Here is a 15,079-nt window from a genome sequence, read left to right on the forward strand (position 1 = left end):
GGCTGGCGGGCTGTTGATGGTCAGACGCGGATTTCGCGGTTGAACCGCTCGATCCAGGCGGCGCGCTGCTCGTTGATCTTCCCCCAGTCCTGGAACACGAACTTCTTCGCGATCTCCGCATGGCCCTTGGCAAGCGTCTTGGCCAGTTCGCCCTTGATCGCGACCTTCGTGTTGGTCGGCACGATCAGGTAGGGCTCCTCCATCAGCGTGGCTTGCACCTCCGGCGACAGGGCGGCTTCGATCAGCTTGAAGGCCAGCTCCTTGTTGGGGGAGTTCTTGACGATGTGGATGGTCGTCTTGAAGGCGATGGCGCCTTCCTTGGGAATGACGAACTCCACCGGGACTCCGCGCGCCTTCAGGATCTGGATGGCGTTGAAGTTGCCGGGGGAGATGTCGATCTGGCCCTGCTGAAACAGGGTGGCGAGCTGTCCGGGGTTGGCGGCGACGGCGGCAAGGCTGGGGCGCAGCGCCTCGATGGCCTTGAAGGCCGGGTCGATGTTGGCCTCCGACCCGCCATGCATCTTGGCGAGTTCCACCATGAAGCCGGTGCCGAGCGTCGAGTTCAGGTTGGTGATGCCGACGCGGCCCTTGAATTCCGGCTTCCACAGGTCGGCCCAGGAGGTTGGCGGCGTCTTCACCGTCTCCGGGTTGTAGGTGATGCCGACCACCTGGAAGAAGGGCGCCGGCCCCATCGGGACCTGCGCCGCCGGGATCAGGTCCTTGTAATAGGCGCTCTGTTCGACCGGATAGGGTTCGACCAGATCCTGCGCGATGGCCTGGAGCGCGGGCCCCGGATCGTGCAGCATGACGTCGATCGGCGGGTTGGATTTGGCGGCGTTGACCTTGGCGATCTGGTCGACCGACAGCATCGGGTCGAGGACGATGTTGGCATTGCCCGCCGCCTTGCGGAAGGCGGGGACGAGCACGGCCTTGTGGGCTTCCTCCCAGCTGCCGGTGAAGGTCGCGAAGACCAGCGGGCGCGCCTGCGCCCAGGTCAGGCCGGGGAAGGCGTGCATGGCACCCAGCGTCAGCGCCGTCTGCATCAGATTGCGGCGGGTCAGCAGCATCGTTCACTCCTGAAGGTGAGAGGGGGCCTGAAGGTGAGAGGAGGTGGGTGAAGAGGAGATTCAGGCCGCGGCGAAGACCGAGGCGAGGCGGGGGGCGACCGGAGCCAGCCGCACCGGGGTGCCGGGCGCCAACAGGTCGGTGCGCTGGATGCGCGGTTCCGACACCTTGACGGCGGTGCCGTCGCCGATGCGGATCTCGTGGACGACGGTGGCGCCCAGCGGCAGCCCCATCTCCACCACGCCGTTCAGCGTCTCGGCGTCGCCCGTGGCGGGATCGACGCTCAGATGTTCGGGGCGCAGGCAGACGGTGACGCGGGAGCCCGGCCGCAAATCGCCCTTGGGTGCGCGGGTCTCGATCAGGCCGCCGGCGTCCAGCCGCACCCGGCCGGCGCTGCGGTCGCTGTCAACCAGCACGCCGCCCAGCAGGTTGGCTGAGCCGACGAAGGTGTTGACGAACAGGCTGTCGGGCGCGTCGTAGATCTCGGTCGGCGGGGAGAATTGCTCCAGCCGGCCCTGGCTCAGCACCGCGACGCGGTCGGCCATCGACAACGCCTCCTCCTGGTCGTGGGTGACGAGGATGGTGGTGATGCCGGACAGGCGCTGGATGCGCTTGACCTCGATCTGCATGTCCAGGCGCAGATTTTTGTCCAGCGCGGCGAAGGGTTCGTCCAGCAGCAGGATCGACGGGTTGACCGCCAGCGCGCGGGCCAGCGCCACGCGCTGCTGCTGGCCGCCGGACAGCTGGCGCGGGGTGCGGTCGCCCAGATGGCCGAGCTTGACCAGATCCAGCATGCGTTGCGCCTCGCTGCGCTGGGTGGCGCGGTCGACGCCGCGTGCATCCAGGCCGTAGGCGACGTTCTCCGCCACCGTCATGTGCGGGAACAGCGCATAGTTCTGGAAGACGATGCCGACCGAGCGGCGGTTGGGCGGCAGCCCGTCCACGCTTTTTCCGCCGACCATCACATGGCCCTTCGTCTGGGCGAGGAAACCGGCGATGATCCGCAGCAGGGTGGTCTTTCCGCAGCCCGACGGGCCGAGCAGGGCCACCAGTTCGCCGCCGCGGATGTCGAGCGTAACCTCGTTCACCGCGAGCGACGAGCCGTAGCGTTGGGTGATCCCGTCGAGAAGAAGCGTCTGCCCGCGCGGGGAAGCCGGGCCGTTGGGCGAAGCGCTGACCATGGCTGCACCATCCCTTTCGCGTTGCCGTTCGATTGCCTTCCTCTTTAGCAAACGGCATGCCGATTTTCTATTTTCCGTTATATGGCAATATGATAGCGTTGTTTTGCGTCGGCCTGCGGTTTTTGCGGAACCCGAATTGCCGCCATCTTGTGCGCAGGCCGGATGCATATGCCGCTTTTGACGCCATTGCCGGGAGGTTGATGAATGTCTGTGCAGAATGACGTCTTGTGGCGGGACAGTGCGGCGGCCCTGGCGGCGCGTCTCGCCAATGGGGAGCTTTCAGCCCGCGCGGTGACGGAGGCGCATCTGGACCGGATCGCGTTCGCCGATCCCGCGCTCTGCGCCTTCCTCACCGTCGCCGCGGACAAGGCGCTGGCGCGGGCCGGGGTGCTCGACGCCGCCTTTGCGAAGACCGGCCGTCCGGTCGGTCCGCTGCATGGCGTGCCGGTAGCCATCAAGGATCTGACCGACACCGCCGGCATCCGCACGACCTACGGCTCGGAGCTTTACGCCGACCATGTGCCGGCGGCGAACGATGTCGCGGTGGAGCGGATCGAAGCGGCCGGTGGCATCGTCATCGGCAAGACCAACACGCCGGAATTCGGCTTCGGCGCCATCTGCGGCAACCGTCTGGCCGGACCGACGCGCAATCCGTTCGATCCGCGGCTGACATCCGGTGGATCGAGCGGCGGCGCTGCGGTCGCCGTCGCTGCCGGCATGACCCCGCTGGCCCACGGCACCGATTTCGGCGGGTCGGTGCGGGTGCCGGCGGGCTTCTGCGGCGTCACCTCGATCCGGCCGACGCCCGGATCGATCCCGGCGCCGAAACGGCCGCTGGGCTGGGATACGCTGGCGACGCATGGGGTGATCGCGCGTGACACCGCGGACTGTGCAGTGCTGCTCGCGGCGATGGTTGGAATGGACCTCGACGATCCGACATCGCTTCTGGCGCCGTTCCGCGACGGTGCCGATGGGGGGGTGGGCTCACGGCTGGGTGCCACGGCCGATTTCGGTGCCGCAACCGTGTCGCATGCGGTGAGGGAGCGCTTCGCCGCCACCATTGCCCGGCTGGAGGGTGTGGCAGGGCCGGTCCTCCGCCGTCATCCCGACTGCGGCGACGCCATGGCGACCTTCCGCACGCTGCGCGCTGCACAGATCAGCCACGCCTACGGCCCGCTGCTGGACAGGCACGGCGACCGGTTGACCGACACCGTGCGGTGGAACATCGAAGCGGGCAGCGGCATCACTGCCCAGGCCTATCTGGAGGCGCAGGCGGCGCGCACCGCGCTCTACCGCCGCTTCACGGCACTGTTCCGGGATATCGATATTCTGGTGGCCCCCGCTTGCGGCGTGATGCCCTGGCCGAACGAGGATGGCGAGGTGACCGCCATCGACGGCAGTCCGACGGAGACGATCCTGGATTATTTAGGCGTCACCGCCATCGTAACGCTGATCGGGTTTCCGGTGCTGACGCTGCCCGCCGGCGATGCCGACGGGCTGCCCTTCGGTATCCAGCTGATCGCCCGTCCAGGGGAGGAGCACCGCTTGCTCGGTCTGGGCCGCCGGCTGGAGCGCGACGCCGGCTTCGTCCATCGCTGGCCGCGGGATCCGGCATTGCCGGACTGAGGGACTGAGGGACTGAGAGGCCCACGGTCCGGTCATCGCCGGACCCGTCCCGTCATTCGCGATGGCGCAGCGCCTCGATCAGCGCGATGAAGGCCGGCGAGGACTGCCGCCGGCTCGGATAGTACAGGTGATAGCTTTCCCAGTAAGGCGACCAGTCTTCAAGGACGCGCATCAGCCGTCCCTGCGCGATGTGGGGGCTGGCGATGTCCTCCGGAACATAGGCAAGGCCGAAGCCATCCAGGGCCGCCTCCAGAACATTGTGGATGTTGTTGAAGGCCACCTGTCCATCGACCCGGATGTTGACCGTCTGCCCCTCGCGCTCGAACTCCCACGCCCACAGGCCGCCATAGGTCGGCAGGCGCAGATTGATGCAGTTGTGGTGGACAAGGTCCTGCGGGCTGGCGGGGATCGGATTGTCGTCGAAGTAGGCGGGGGTGCCGATCACGGCGAAGCGGACCGGCGGGCTGATCCTGGCCGAGATCATGTCCTTGGCCAGCAGTTCCCCCATCCTGACGCCGGCATCGCACCGCGTGGCGACGATGTCGATCAGCGCGTTGTCGAGAACCAGTTCGACCTTGATGTCGGGGTATTTCGGCAGGAAGTCGCGCAGCTTGGGCCAGAGCACATGAGTAACGGCATGGTCGGATGCGGTGATGCGGATGTTGCCGGCCGGCTTCTCGCGCAACTCGCTGAGCGCGTCGATCTGGGCGCCGATCTCCTCGAAATGCGGACGGATTCCATTGAACAGGCGCTCGCCCGCATCGGTCAGCGACACCGCCCGTGTCGTGCGGGTCAGAAGCCGGATGCCGAGCCGGGCTTCGAGCTGGCGGATGGTGTGGCTGAGGGCCGACTGCGACAGGCCGAACTGCGCCGCCGCTTTGGTGAAGCTCCGTTCACGGGCCACCGCGATGAAGGCCAGCAGATCGTCGACGCTCTCACGCGGCATTCATGAATCCCCTTCATGTCGTTATGCGCATCATAGCGCCTAAACAATGGCAGGAAATCGGTGGAAAGCTTCCCTGCCATGCACCGTCCGGCCACGACAGGGCAGGTGCGCCGCAATCAAGATGAGGGAAACGCACGGTATGGTCGGAAATTCTTCGCGTCGGTCGCTTCTGGCGGCGGCCCTCCTGGGTATCGTGGTTCCGCGGCTTGTAGCGCCGGGCTCGGTTGCCGCAGACACGACGCGCAAAGGGGAGGATCGTGCCATGAGGATAAGGCTGCATTTCAGCGGTCATGTGTTCACGGCGCTGCTCGACGATACGCCGTCCAGCCGCGACCTGTTGTCGATGCTGCCGTTGACGCTGACCGTCGACGACTATTCGACCAACGAGAAGATCGCCTATCTGCCGCGCAAGCTGACAGAGGAGGGTAGCGGCCCGTTCGGGAACGAGGCCGCCGGTGACCTTTGCTATTATGCCCCCTGGGGCAATCTTGCCCTGTTCCATGCGGGCTACCGATATTCCCGCGGATTGATCCGGCTTGGCCGGCTTGAGGGCGGGACCGGGCCGCTGCTGACGCGGGGCAGCTTTCCGCTCGGGGTCGAGCGGGTGGAGTGACGGCGGGGCTTGCCGTACTTTCGCTTCAGGAGCGGTTGCCATCCGCGGGCGTCCGCTCCCCTGCGGCGCGAGACGTGAAGGTGGCGAGCAGCGCGGCCAGGACGAGCAGAACCGCACTGGCGCCGAAGGTGGCGCGATGGCCGCTTGTGTCGAACAGCAGGCCGCCGACCACCGCTCCCAGAGTGATGGCAAGCTGGACGATGGCCACCATCAGGCCGCCACCCGCCTCGGCGTCCCGTGGCAGCGTCCTCGCCACCCAGGTCCACCAGCCGACCGGTGCCGACGTGGCGAACAACCCCCAGCAGGCGAGCAGCAGCGCCGTCATCGGCAGAGTCCAGTCAACCGCGACGAGCATCAGGGCGATGAGAGCCATCAGTGCCGGAATGACGGCCAGCGTCCGGTAGAGACCCGTCCTCAGGAAGCCGCCGATCAGGGTGGTGCCGACGAAGCCGGCCGCCCCCATCGCCAGCAGCATGAACGACAAGGTGGAAACGTCGACATGGGCGACCGTTTCCAGGAACGGCCGCAGGTAGGTGAACAGGGTGAACTGCCCCATGAAGAAGACGCTGACCGCAATCATTCCCAACGCAACGACGGGGCGGCCTATCAGCCGGAAGACCGTCACGGGGGATGAACGGCTTTCCGTCCTCATGGACGGAAGACTGACCGCCTGCCAGACGAGGACGATTACGGCGACCGGCACGACCAGAAAGAAAGCTCCGCGCCAGCCGATGAGACCGCCGAGAAAGCTTCCCATCGGTGCGGCGACGACGGTGGCGAGAGCATTGCCGCCGTTGAGGACCGCAAGCGCCCGAGGCACCTGACGGTCGGGGACGAGCCGCATGGCGGTGGCCGCCGACATCGACCAGAAACCGCCGATGGCGACGCCGATGAGGGCCCGGCCCGCCATGAAGGTCAGGTAATTCGGTGCAGCGGCCACAATGGTTCCCGACAGGATCATCAGGACGGTCAATCCCAGAAGCAGATGCTTGCGGTCGAGCGAGCCGGCCAGGGACGAGATGAAAAGGCTGGTCAGCATGGCAAAGGCGCCCGACACGGAAATGGCCTGTCCGGCCTGCCCCTCGGTGATGTGAAGCTCCGACGCTATCGGGGTCAGCAGGCTGACCGGCATGAATTCGGATGCGACCAGGGCGAAGGCGCCGAGGGACAGCGCAAAGACGGCACCCCATGCTGCCGGCTGCGACACGATCCTGTCGGCATCCGAAGAGAATTGAGTTTGCATATTTGCCGAAGTCCAGGGCAGCAACCCCCGTCCGGCGGGCCGCTGGGGGCGCGCCGGTTCGGGGGTGCTCACATTTTTAAAAGGGAAGCGGGAGCCGGGATCAGGCGGACAGGGAAGCGTTGTCGATCACGAAACGGTATTTGACGTCGCCCTTCAGCATCCTCTCATAGGCCGCATTGATGTCCCCGGCGCGGATCAGCTCGATGTCCGCGGTGATGCCGTGCTCGGCACAGAAATCCAGCATCTCCTGCGTTTCGGGGATGCCGCCGATCATCGAGCCGGCGATGGACCGCCGCTTGGTGATCAGGTTGAACACGTTGGGCGAGGGATGCGGCGTGGCCGGCGCACCGACCAGCGTCATCGTTCCATCGCGCTTCAGCAGCACGAGAAAGGCGTCCAGATCGTGCGGAGCCGCCACCGTGTTCAGGATCAGGTCGAAGCTCTTGGCATGGGCGGCCATCTCGCCCTCGTTGCGGGAAACGACGACCTCGTCCGCACCCAGCGCCTTCGCATCCTCCCGCTTGGATTCGGACGTGGTGAAAGCCACCACATGGGCGCCCATCGCGTGGGCCAGCTTGATGCCCATATGGCCGAGGCCGCCGATCCCGACGACGCCGATCTTCTTGCCCGGCCCCGCTTGCCAGTGGCGCAGGGGCGAATAGGTGGTGATGCCGGCGCACAGCAGCGGCGCCACCGCCGCAAGCTGCTCCTCCGGGTGCTTGACGCGCAGAACATAGCGTTCGTGGACGACGATCCGCTGCGAATAGCCGCCCAGCGTGTGACCGGGCGGGTCGTCGGTCGGTCCGTTGTAGGTGCCGACCATGCCGTCGCAGTAATTTTCCAGTCCGGCCTCGCAGTCGTCGCAATGCTGGCAGCTGTCGACCATGCAGCCGACGCCGACCAGATCGCCTTCGCGGAAGCCCTTCACATGGCCGCCGACGGCGGAAACCCGGCCGACGATCTCGTGTCCGGGAACGCAGGGCCACTGCGTGCCGGCCCATTCCGCCCGCACCTGATGCAGGTCCGAATGACAGATGCCGCAATAGGCGATCTCGATCTGCACGTCATGCGGGCCGGGAGCCCGGCGGGCAATGTCCATCGGCTCCAGCGGCCGGTCGGCCGCATGGGCGCCATAGGCTTTTACAGTCATGGGGATACTCCTCGCTTCTCTCGGCTTCTTTTCCGGGACGGGCGGCGTCAGGCGCCGTATTGCTCGTCCGTCACCTTGTCCATCCAGTCGACCGCCTTGCCGTCCAGCTGTTCCTGGATGGCGATGTGCGTCATCGCCATGGTGGGCGAGGCGCCGTGCCAGTGCCGTTCGCCCGGCGCGAACCACACCACGTCACCGGGGCGGATCTCCTCGATGGGGCCGCCCTCGCGCTGGACACGGCCGCAGCCGGCGGTGACGATCAGCGTCTGCCCGAGTGGGTGGGTGTGCCATGCCGTGCGGGCGCCGGGCTCGAAGGTGACGCTGGCGGCGGTCGTGCGGGCCGGCGGGTGCGGCTGGAACAGCGGGTCGATGCGGACCGTACCCGTGAACCAGTCCGCCGGTCCCCTGGTGGATGGCTGCGAGCCGACGCGTGTGATGTCCATGGCCTCGATCCTCCGGTCGTTGCCCGCCGCAGTGCGGCGGTGGTGGCACCAGAGAAGCTAGTCCACGGGACTGTCTGCGATTAGCCCCCCAAAGATGCATGGACTTATGAAGACGCCTCATCAATCCATGTGACGTGTCGCATCCTCGATGTCCGTTCGGAGTTTGGTCAGGCGATGGCGCCTCCGCCATCCACGCGCACCGTTGAGCCGGTGGCAAAGGGGGTTGTGAGGAGGAACAGCACGGCGTTGGCGATATCCTCGGCCTGACCGATCCGGCGGGCGGGCAGGCGCTGGGCGGCACCGGCGAACATCGCCTCCCGCTTCTCCGCCGGCAGGCCGGACCACAGCGGTGTCGCGATCAGGCCCGGCGAAACGGCATTGACGCGGACCGGGGCGAGTTCCAGAGCCAGCCCGCGGGCCAGCGCCTCCAGCGCTGCGTTGATGGCCCCCTGCAGAACGGAGGTCGCGGAGGGCCTGACGCTGAGAAAGCCCGACACGAAGGTCAGCGATCCGGTCTCGCTGATTTTGGCGGCGCGGGCGACGTGGTAGGCGCCCCAGAATTTGCTGTCCATCGCGGTCCGGGCATCGGCGACGGCAAGGCCGCGCACCGGCCCGCCGGGCGTCTGCGCCGCGGAGACGACGACATGGTCCCAGGCCGGCTCTTCGGCGAAGAAGCGTTCGACCGCCTCCAGGTCGCGGGTGTCGAGCACGACGGCGCGTGCGTTGCCGCCGATTGCGGCGACCGCGGGGTCGAGCTTGTCGCGCGACCTTGAGGCGATGGTGACCGAAGCGCCTGCTTCGGCAGCGGCCGTGGCGGTCGCCAGACCGATGCCGGAGCTGCCGCCGACCACCAGCACGCGCGTGTTCTTCAAGCTGTCTGACATGGTGTATTTCCTTCAGGGGTGGATTGGAAGGAAATCTAGAACCTCTCCGGATTGCGCAGTATCCTCGACCTGATCGATATACTCTCCACCGAATAGAAAGAATGCGGCGGGCATGCTGGGTGATCTCGATGAGCTGCGCACCTTTGTCCGCATCGTCGCCGCGGGCAGTCTGTCCGCCGCCGGCCGCGAGATGAATCTGGCGCTGAGTGTGGTCAGCAAGCGGCTGGCATCGCTGGAGCGGCGGACCGACACACGGTTGGTAGCCCGCAGCACCCGGCGCCTCGCCCTGACGGAGGAGGGGCAGCGGCTGTACCGGCATGCCCAGCGCATCCTCGCCGAGGTCGCTGAGGCCGAGGAGGCTCTCAGCCATGGCCGCGTCGAGCCGCAGGGCGTTCTGCGGGTGGGAGCGCCGGCGGCCTTGGGCCGCATGCATGTCGGCCCGGTCTGCCGCGAGCTTGTCCAGGCTTATCCGCGGATTTCGGTCGACCTCCGCCTGACCGACCGCATGGTCGATCTGATCGACGAGGGGCTGGACGTGGCGGTGCGGATCGGGGCGCCCAGGGATTCGGCGCTGGTCATGCGCAGGCTGGCCGACAATCACCGGATCCTGGTCGGTGCGTCGGCCTATCTGGAGCGTCGCGGCTGGCCCGCCTCGCCACGGGATTTGGAGAGCCACGACTGCATCCAGTATCGCGGCACCGGTGGGCGCTGGCGCCTGCTGGGACCCGGCGGTGCGGTGGTCGAACTGGACACCGCATCCCGCCTGCGCTGCGACAATGGTGACGTCGCCCAGGATTGGGCGCTTGCCGGCTGCGGCCTCATGTGGAAGTCGCGGATCGACGTTGAGGACGACCTTGCCGCCGGCAGGCTGGTGCGGGTGCTGCCGGACTGGCATGGCGACCCCGCACCGGTCTGTGCGCTGTTCCCCTCGCAACGGCAGTTGCCGACGCGCGTGCGCCTGTTCCTCGAAGCCATGGCGCGCCGGCTGAACCGGGAGGAGGCGGGCTGATAATTGCCGGTCGGGGTGCCTCAGCCGACCCGCTCGATGGCGATGGCCGTGGCCTCGCCGCCGCCGATGCAGAGGGAGGCCACGCCCCGTGTCAGTCCGCGCGCCGCCAGGGCATGCAGCAGCGTCACGATCAGCCGCGCCCCGGTGGCGCCGATCGGGTGGCCGAGCGCGCAGGCCCCGCCATTGACGTTCAACCGCTCGGGATCGATCTCCAGGTCGCGCTGTGCCGCCATGGCGACGACGGCGAAGGCCTCGTTGATCTCGAACAGATCGACCTCGCCCACCGACCAGCCGACCTTGTCCAGCAGTTTGCGGATCGCCGGGATCGGAGCGGTGGTGAACCAGGCCGGATCCTGGCTGTGGGTGGCGTGCCCGCGGATCTCCGCCAGAATCGGCAATCCGGCGGCCTCGGCCACCGAACGCCGGGTCAGCACCAGTGCCGCGGCACCGTCCGCATTGGCCGACGAACTGGCGGCGGTGATCGTCCCGTCGCGGCGGAAGGCGGGCTTCAGCGCCGGGATCTTGTCGGGGGAGACCTTCAGCGGGTTCTCGTCCTGCGCGACCAGCCGCTCGCCGCCCTTGGCAGGAACCGTGACCGGCACGATCTCCGCCGCGAAGGCACCGCTTTCGACCGCCGCACGGGCGCGGGTCAGCGTCCGGGCGGCGTAGGTGTCCTGCTCGGCGCGGGTAAAGCCGTAGGCTTCGGCCGTCGCCTCGCCGAAATCGCCCATGGCGCGGCCACCCTCATAGGCGTCCTCCAACCCGTCCAGCATCATGTGGTCCAGCAGCCGGTCATGGCCGATGCGGTATCCGCCGCGGGCCTTCGCCAGCAGGTAGGGGGCGTTCGTCATCGACTCCATGCCGCCGGCCACGACGATGTCGGCCGACCCGGCGCGGATCAGGTCATGGGCCAGCATGGTCGCCTTCATGCCCGACCCGCAGACCTTGTTGACCGTGGTCGCTCCGGTCGCATCGGGCAGCCCGGCGCCGCGGGCTGCCTGCCGGGCCGGTGCCTGCCCTTGCCCGGCGGGCAGGACGCAACCGAACAGCAGCTCGTCGATGCTGTCGGGCGGCAAGCCGGCACGCTCCACCGCCGCGGCGATGGCGCGGGCGCCGAGAACCGGGGCCGGCAGCGCCGACAGCTCTCCCTGGAAGCGGCCCAGCGGCGTGCGGACGGCAGACACGATGACGACGGGGTCGTGGGTCGAAGCGGTGTGCATGTTGCGGTCTCCGGATCAGTGGCCCGGCTGGGGCGACGTTTAAATGACGAGTATCATGTTTGCATAATTGATGATGATCGTCATATAATTTGTCAACGGGTCTCCCATCGCTTTGCGGGGACGCTTCTCAGGGTCGGGTCAGGGAAGGTGCATCATGCGGGTGAGCAAGGAGCAGGCGGCGGAGAACCGGCGCCGTGTCGTCGAGGTGGCGAGCGCGCTGTTCCGCGAGCGCGGCTTCAACGGGATCGGTGTCGCCGACCTGATGAAGGAGGCCGGACTGACCCACGGCGGCTTCTACGGCCAGTTCGCCTCGAAGGAGGATCTGGCGGCGGAGGCCTGCGCCCACGCGATGGAGGTGGCGGCGGAGCGCTGGCGCGTGTCGGCGGAGACGAAGGGGGACGAGGCTCTAACGGCGCTGCTGGACAGCTATTTGTCTCCGCGCCACCGCGACCGCAGTGCCGCCGGCTGCCCAATCGCCGCACTCGGAATCGATGTGGCCCGTCAGGGCGGGGTGGCGCGGAGCGCCTTCACCCGCGGACTGCGGCCCTTCCTCGACGGCTTGAGCCGCCTCGTTCCGGGCCGCTCGGCGGAGGCGAAGCGGAAGGCGGCGCTGACCACCCTGTCTGAGATGGTCGGCGCCCTGATCCTCGCGCGTGCCGTCGACGATCCCGCCCTGTCGGAAGAGATCCTGGAGGCGGCACGCACGAGCCTTGGCCGGCCTCCCGGCAAGCCGGAGGCCGGCGACGCCTGAGCGCCGTTGCGTCGATCAGGCGATGCGGCGGAGCAGTTCGATGCGCAGCGGCTCGCCCAGCAGCGCATCGAACTGCGCGGCAAGGCCGGTGAAGGCCGCAGCCTTCGCATGGGTGTCGAGTGCCGCCTGATCCTGCCAGATCTCGTACATCACGACGGTGCCGGGCTTTTCACGGCTGACATGGGCGGAGTAGGCGAGGCAGCCCGGCTCCTTCAGCACGTCCGGAACGATGGCGGTGATGGCGTCGGCCAGTGCCTGCTCCTGGCCGGGCTTGGCGACCAGATAGGCGACGAGTTGAACCTGCTCGCTCGGCGGAGTGGTCATGGAGGTCTTTCCCCTGATGGATGGTTGGGACTGAGGCTTCGCAGCGCCGGAATCCGACCGATCCTCGCCCGCTGGGCGGCGGCTGGCAACCCGGCCCCTTGGCCTGTGACCAAGGAATAGACCGGGCAAATCGAAATCGGAAATGCGGAGTTGCGATTTCAATCAGAAGAAAATCCCATCGATCCCAAGCCGCTTGCCTATGGGGTATGCCATTTCAGACGGCGCGGGCAGCGTGACGATGGGCTTTCCCGCCCTGTTGTCGACGGATTGCCCATCCAACGCTTCTGGAGCCTATGGTTTTTGCCGAACGCAGCGCGCAAGCGCCAGCTGACCGCCGCCGAACGGGGCGCCATGCCGTCATTCTCCTTCTTTGCCTTCTCGCCATCGGCATTTCCATCCTCGCGGCGGCCGGCTCCGCCGTCGCGCAGTCGCCGCTGACGACGTCGGCCCCGGCAGCGGCCTCGGCGCCGGACCCGGCCCCGAACCCAAAGGAGATCGGCCGTCTGGTCGATTCGTTGGAGAACCCGGCCAAGCGCGAGGAATTGCTGGAGCAGCTGAAGGCATTGCAGCAGGTCGAACAGGCCACTAAGCCCGAGCGCGATACCGAGCGCCTCGGCACGCGCCTGCTGACGGTGCTGACGGCACGGCTGGACAATCTGGGGGAGGAGGTCCGGACGACCGGTGAGGTGGTGCTGGCCGCGCCGCAGGGGATGCGCTGGCTGCAGCGGCAGGCGCTGGACCCGGCCAAGCGCGCGACCTGGGCCTGGCTGTTCGCCGAACTCGCCCTTGTCCTTGTCGCCGGGCACAGCATCAGGCTGATCACGATCCGGCTATTGAGCCGGCCGCGGTCGATCCTGGCGGCACGGCCCTTCCAGTCTGCCATCGCCAAGATCCCCTTGCTGCTGGTCCGCGCCCTGATGGATCTGGCACCCATCGCCGCCTTCGCCTTTGCCGGCTTCGGCGTTCTGGTGCTGATCGACCCGCCGGCGACGGTGCGGTTGCTCGGGGTCGCCTTCCTGAACGCCAGCCTGTTCGTGCAGGTCGTGCTTCTGGTGATGCGCGGGCTGTTGTCGCCGCGCTCCACCAACCTGCGGCTTATCCCGATGAGCGACGCATCGGCACGGCGTCTCCTGATGTGGAGCCGGGCCATCGCCGCCACCACCGTCTACGGCCTGTTCGCAGCCGGGACCGTGCGCACGCTCGGGCTGCCGGAACAGTCCTACGACACGCTGGTGAAGCTGGTCGGGCTTGCCGATGCCGTCATGCTGACCGCGCTTGTCCTGCAAAGCCGCGTCGCCGTCGCGTCCTGGCTGCGCGGGGAGATTTCGGCCGCCCCGTCGGTTCCGGATCAGGAGCAGGGGGGAGCGCACGCGACGAGGACCACGCGCCCCGGCCGCCTTCTGCGCGCGGCCGGACGGCGTCTGGCCAATGTCTGGCATGCAGTTGCCATCCTCTACATCGTCGCGTTGTTCGGCATCTGGGCGCTGGAGGTCGAGGGAGGGCTGTTGTTCGTCCTGCGGGCAACCGCCGTGTCGATGGCGGTGATCGCCATCGCCCGGATCGTTGGTCGCGGGATCGCCCAGGGCTCCGCGGCACTGCGGCGGCGGTTGGATCGCCAGCGCTCGACCTGGGGCGAGCAACGGATAAAGCGCTATGTCGGGCCGGGCACCCGGCTGCTGCACTGGTCGGTCGCAGTTTTGACCGCTCTGGTGGTGCTGGATGCCTGGGGGCTGGACATCCGGGGGGCGGTTGAAACCGCCCTGGGCTGGCGGTTCGTCGCCTCGAGCCTTGCCATCCTGCTGGTGGCCGGCATCGCGCTCGCGGTGTGGGAACTGACGAACGCCGTCATTGAGCGGAACCTCGCCACCACCGACCGCAACGGCCACACCATCCAGCGCAGCGCCCGCATCCGCACGCTGCTGCCGCTGCTGCGCAATGCGCTGATGGTGCTGCTGACCACCTTCGTGACGCTGATCGCCCTGTCGGAACTGGGGCTGGACATCGGGCCGCTGCTGGCCGGTGCCGGCGTTGTCGGCCTTGCCGTCGGCTTCGGCGCGCAGACGCTGGTGAAGGACGTCATCACCGGCCTGTTCATCCTGTTCGAGGACACCATCTCGGTCGGCGATGTGGTGAATGTCGGCGGCAAGGGCGGTCTGGTGGAGGGCATCACCATTCGCACAATCCGCCTGCGCGATTTCGACGGAACGGTGCACACGGTGCCGTTCAGTGCGGTGACCAGCATTTCCAACATGACCAAGGACTTCAGCTATTACGTCTTCGACGTCACCGTGGCCTATCGCGAGAATGTCGACCGCGTCGTGTCGGTTCTGCACGAGATCGGGGCGGGGATGCGCGCCGATCCGCGCTTCGCGCCCCTGATCCTCGAGCCGCTGGAGGTACTGGGCATCGACGCATTCCAGGAATCCGCTGTACTGGTCAAGGCGCGGATCAAGACCCTGCCGATCCAGCAATGGACTGTCGGTCGAGAGTTCAACGGCCGCATGAAGAAGCGGTTCGGCGAACTGGGGATCGCCATCCCGTTCCCGCAACGCATCCTGCACATGGCACCGAATGGAATGCCCAAGGCAAACGCTTACGGCGAAGCGGCTGAGTGAAGCCTCGCC

The 15,079-nt window shown here is 67.5% G+C and carries 14 protein-coding genes; 5 read left to right on the forward strand and 9 right to left on the reverse strand.

The window, feature by feature from the left end:
• Positions 1 to 20: 20 nt before the first annotated feature.
• Positions 21 to 1,067 (reverse strand): ABC transporter substrate-binding protein, encoded by a 1,047-nt coding sequence (locus ABNQ40_RS11595; protein WP_109049125.1) that lies wholly within the window; start codon positions 1,065 to 1,067, stop codon positions 21 to 23.
• A 60-nt stretch (positions 1,068 to 1,127) separates the two neighbouring features.
• Positions 1,128 to 2,246, reverse strand: a complete 1,119-nt coding sequence (locus ABNQ40_RS11600) for an ABC transporter ATP-binding protein (protein WP_109049124.1) — start codon at positions 2,244 to 2,246, stop codon at positions 1,128 to 1,130.
• 204 nt (positions 2,247 to 2,450) lie between these two features.
• On the opposite strand from ABNQ40_RS11600, the gene ABNQ40_RS11605 reads away from it, so the two are divergent.
• Positions 2,451 to 3,872, forward strand: coding sequence for an amidase (locus ABNQ40_RS11605; protein ID WP_109049123.1), 1,422 nt, complete (start codon positions 2,451 to 2,453; stop codon positions 3,870 to 3,872).
• 52 nt (positions 3,873 to 3,924) lie between these two features.
• On the opposite strand, the gene ABNQ40_RS11610 is transcribed toward ABNQ40_RS11605, so the two are convergent.
• On the reverse strand, positions 3,925 to 4,818 hold the full coding sequence (locus ABNQ40_RS11610; RefSeq protein ID WP_109049122.1) for a LysR family transcriptional regulator: 894 nt from the start codon (positions 4,816 to 4,818) through the stop codon (positions 3,925 to 3,927).
• 139 nt (positions 4,819 to 4,957) lie between these two features.
• Between ABNQ40_RS11610 and ABNQ40_RS11615 the strand changes: the two genes are divergently transcribed.
• Entirely contained in the window at positions 4,958 to 5,431 is a 474-nt protein-coding gene (locus ABNQ40_RS11615) for a cyclophilin-like fold protein (protein WP_391346597.1), read from the forward strand.
• Positions 5,432 to 5,456: 25 nt separating this feature from the next.
• On the opposite strand, the gene ABNQ40_RS11620 is transcribed toward ABNQ40_RS11615, so the two are convergent.
• From ABNQ40_RS11620 to ABNQ40_RS11635, 4 genes are all read right to left on the reverse strand, one after another.
• A complete protein-coding gene (locus ABNQ40_RS11620) occupies positions 5,457 to 6,674 on the reverse strand; it encodes an MFS transporter (RefSeq protein WP_109049120.1) in 1,218 nt (405 codons plus the stop codon).
• A gap of 100 nt (positions 6,675 to 6,774) precedes the next feature.
• Entirely contained in the window at positions 6,775 to 7,824 is a 1,050-nt protein-coding gene (locus ABNQ40_RS11625; protein WP_109049119.1) for an NAD(P)-dependent alcohol dehydrogenase, read from the reverse strand.
• 47 nt (positions 7,825 to 7,871) lie between these two features.
• Positions 7,872 to 8,267, reverse strand: coding sequence for a cupin domain-containing protein (locus ABNQ40_RS11630; protein ID WP_109049118.1), 396 nt, complete (start codon positions 8,265 to 8,267; stop codon positions 7,872 to 7,874).
• A 167-nt stretch (positions 8,268 to 8,434) separates the two neighbouring features.
• Positions 8,435 to 9,151 carry an SDR family oxidoreductase gene (locus ABNQ40_RS11635; protein WP_109049117.1) on the reverse strand — a complete coding sequence of 239 codons (717 nt, stop codon included), beginning with the start codon at positions 9,149 to 9,151 and terminating at the stop codon, positions 8,435 to 8,437.
• Between the two features lie 112 nt (positions 9,152 to 9,263).
• On the opposite strand from ABNQ40_RS11635, the gene ABNQ40_RS11640 reads away from it, so the two are divergent.
• Complete coding sequence (locus tag ABNQ40_RS11640) at positions 9,264 to 10,160, forward strand: LysR family transcriptional regulator (protein WP_109049116.1); 897 nt, start codon at positions 9,264 to 9,266, stop codon at positions 10,158 to 10,160.
• Positions 10,161 to 10,180: 20 nt separating this feature from the next.
• Here the strand turns inward: ABNQ40_RS11640 and ABNQ40_RS11645 are convergent, their stop codons facing one another.
• Positions 10,181 to 11,380 carry an acetyl-CoA C-acyltransferase gene (locus ABNQ40_RS11645; protein ID WP_109049115.1) on the reverse strand — a complete coding sequence of 400 codons (1,200 nt, stop codon included), beginning with the start codon at positions 11,378 to 11,380 and terminating at the stop codon, positions 10,181 to 10,183.
• 154 nt (positions 11,381 to 11,534) lie between these two features.
• On the opposite strand from ABNQ40_RS11645, the gene ABNQ40_RS11650 reads away from it, so the two are divergent.
• A complete protein-coding gene (locus ABNQ40_RS11650) occupies positions 11,535 to 12,131 on the forward strand; it encodes a TetR/AcrR family transcriptional regulator (RefSeq protein ID WP_109049114.1) in 597 nt (198 codons plus the stop codon).
• Positions 12,132 to 12,146: 15 nt separating this feature from the next.
• On the opposite strand, the gene ABNQ40_RS11655 is transcribed toward ABNQ40_RS11650, so the two are convergent.
• Positions 12,147 to 12,455, reverse strand: coding sequence for a putative quinol monooxygenase (locus ABNQ40_RS11655; protein ID WP_109049113.1), 309 nt, complete (start codon positions 12,453 to 12,455; stop codon positions 12,147 to 12,149).
• Positions 12,456 to 12,748: 293 nt separating this feature from the next.
• Between ABNQ40_RS11655 and ABNQ40_RS11660 the strand changes: the two genes are divergently transcribed.
• Positions 12,749 to 15,070: a mechanosensitive ion channel domain-containing protein gene (locus tag ABNQ40_RS11660; RefSeq protein ID WP_109049112.1), complete on the forward strand. Its 2,322-nt coding sequence runs from the start codon at positions 12,749 to 12,751 to the stop codon at positions 15,068 to 15,070.
• The last annotated feature ends 9 nt before the right edge of the window (positions 15,071 to 15,079 follow it).

The organism is Azospirillum sp. A23 (assembly GCF_042938965.1).
Classification (GTDB): Bacteria; Pseudomonadota; Alphaproteobacteria; order Azospirillales; family Azospirillaceae; genus Azospirillum; species Azospirillum melinis.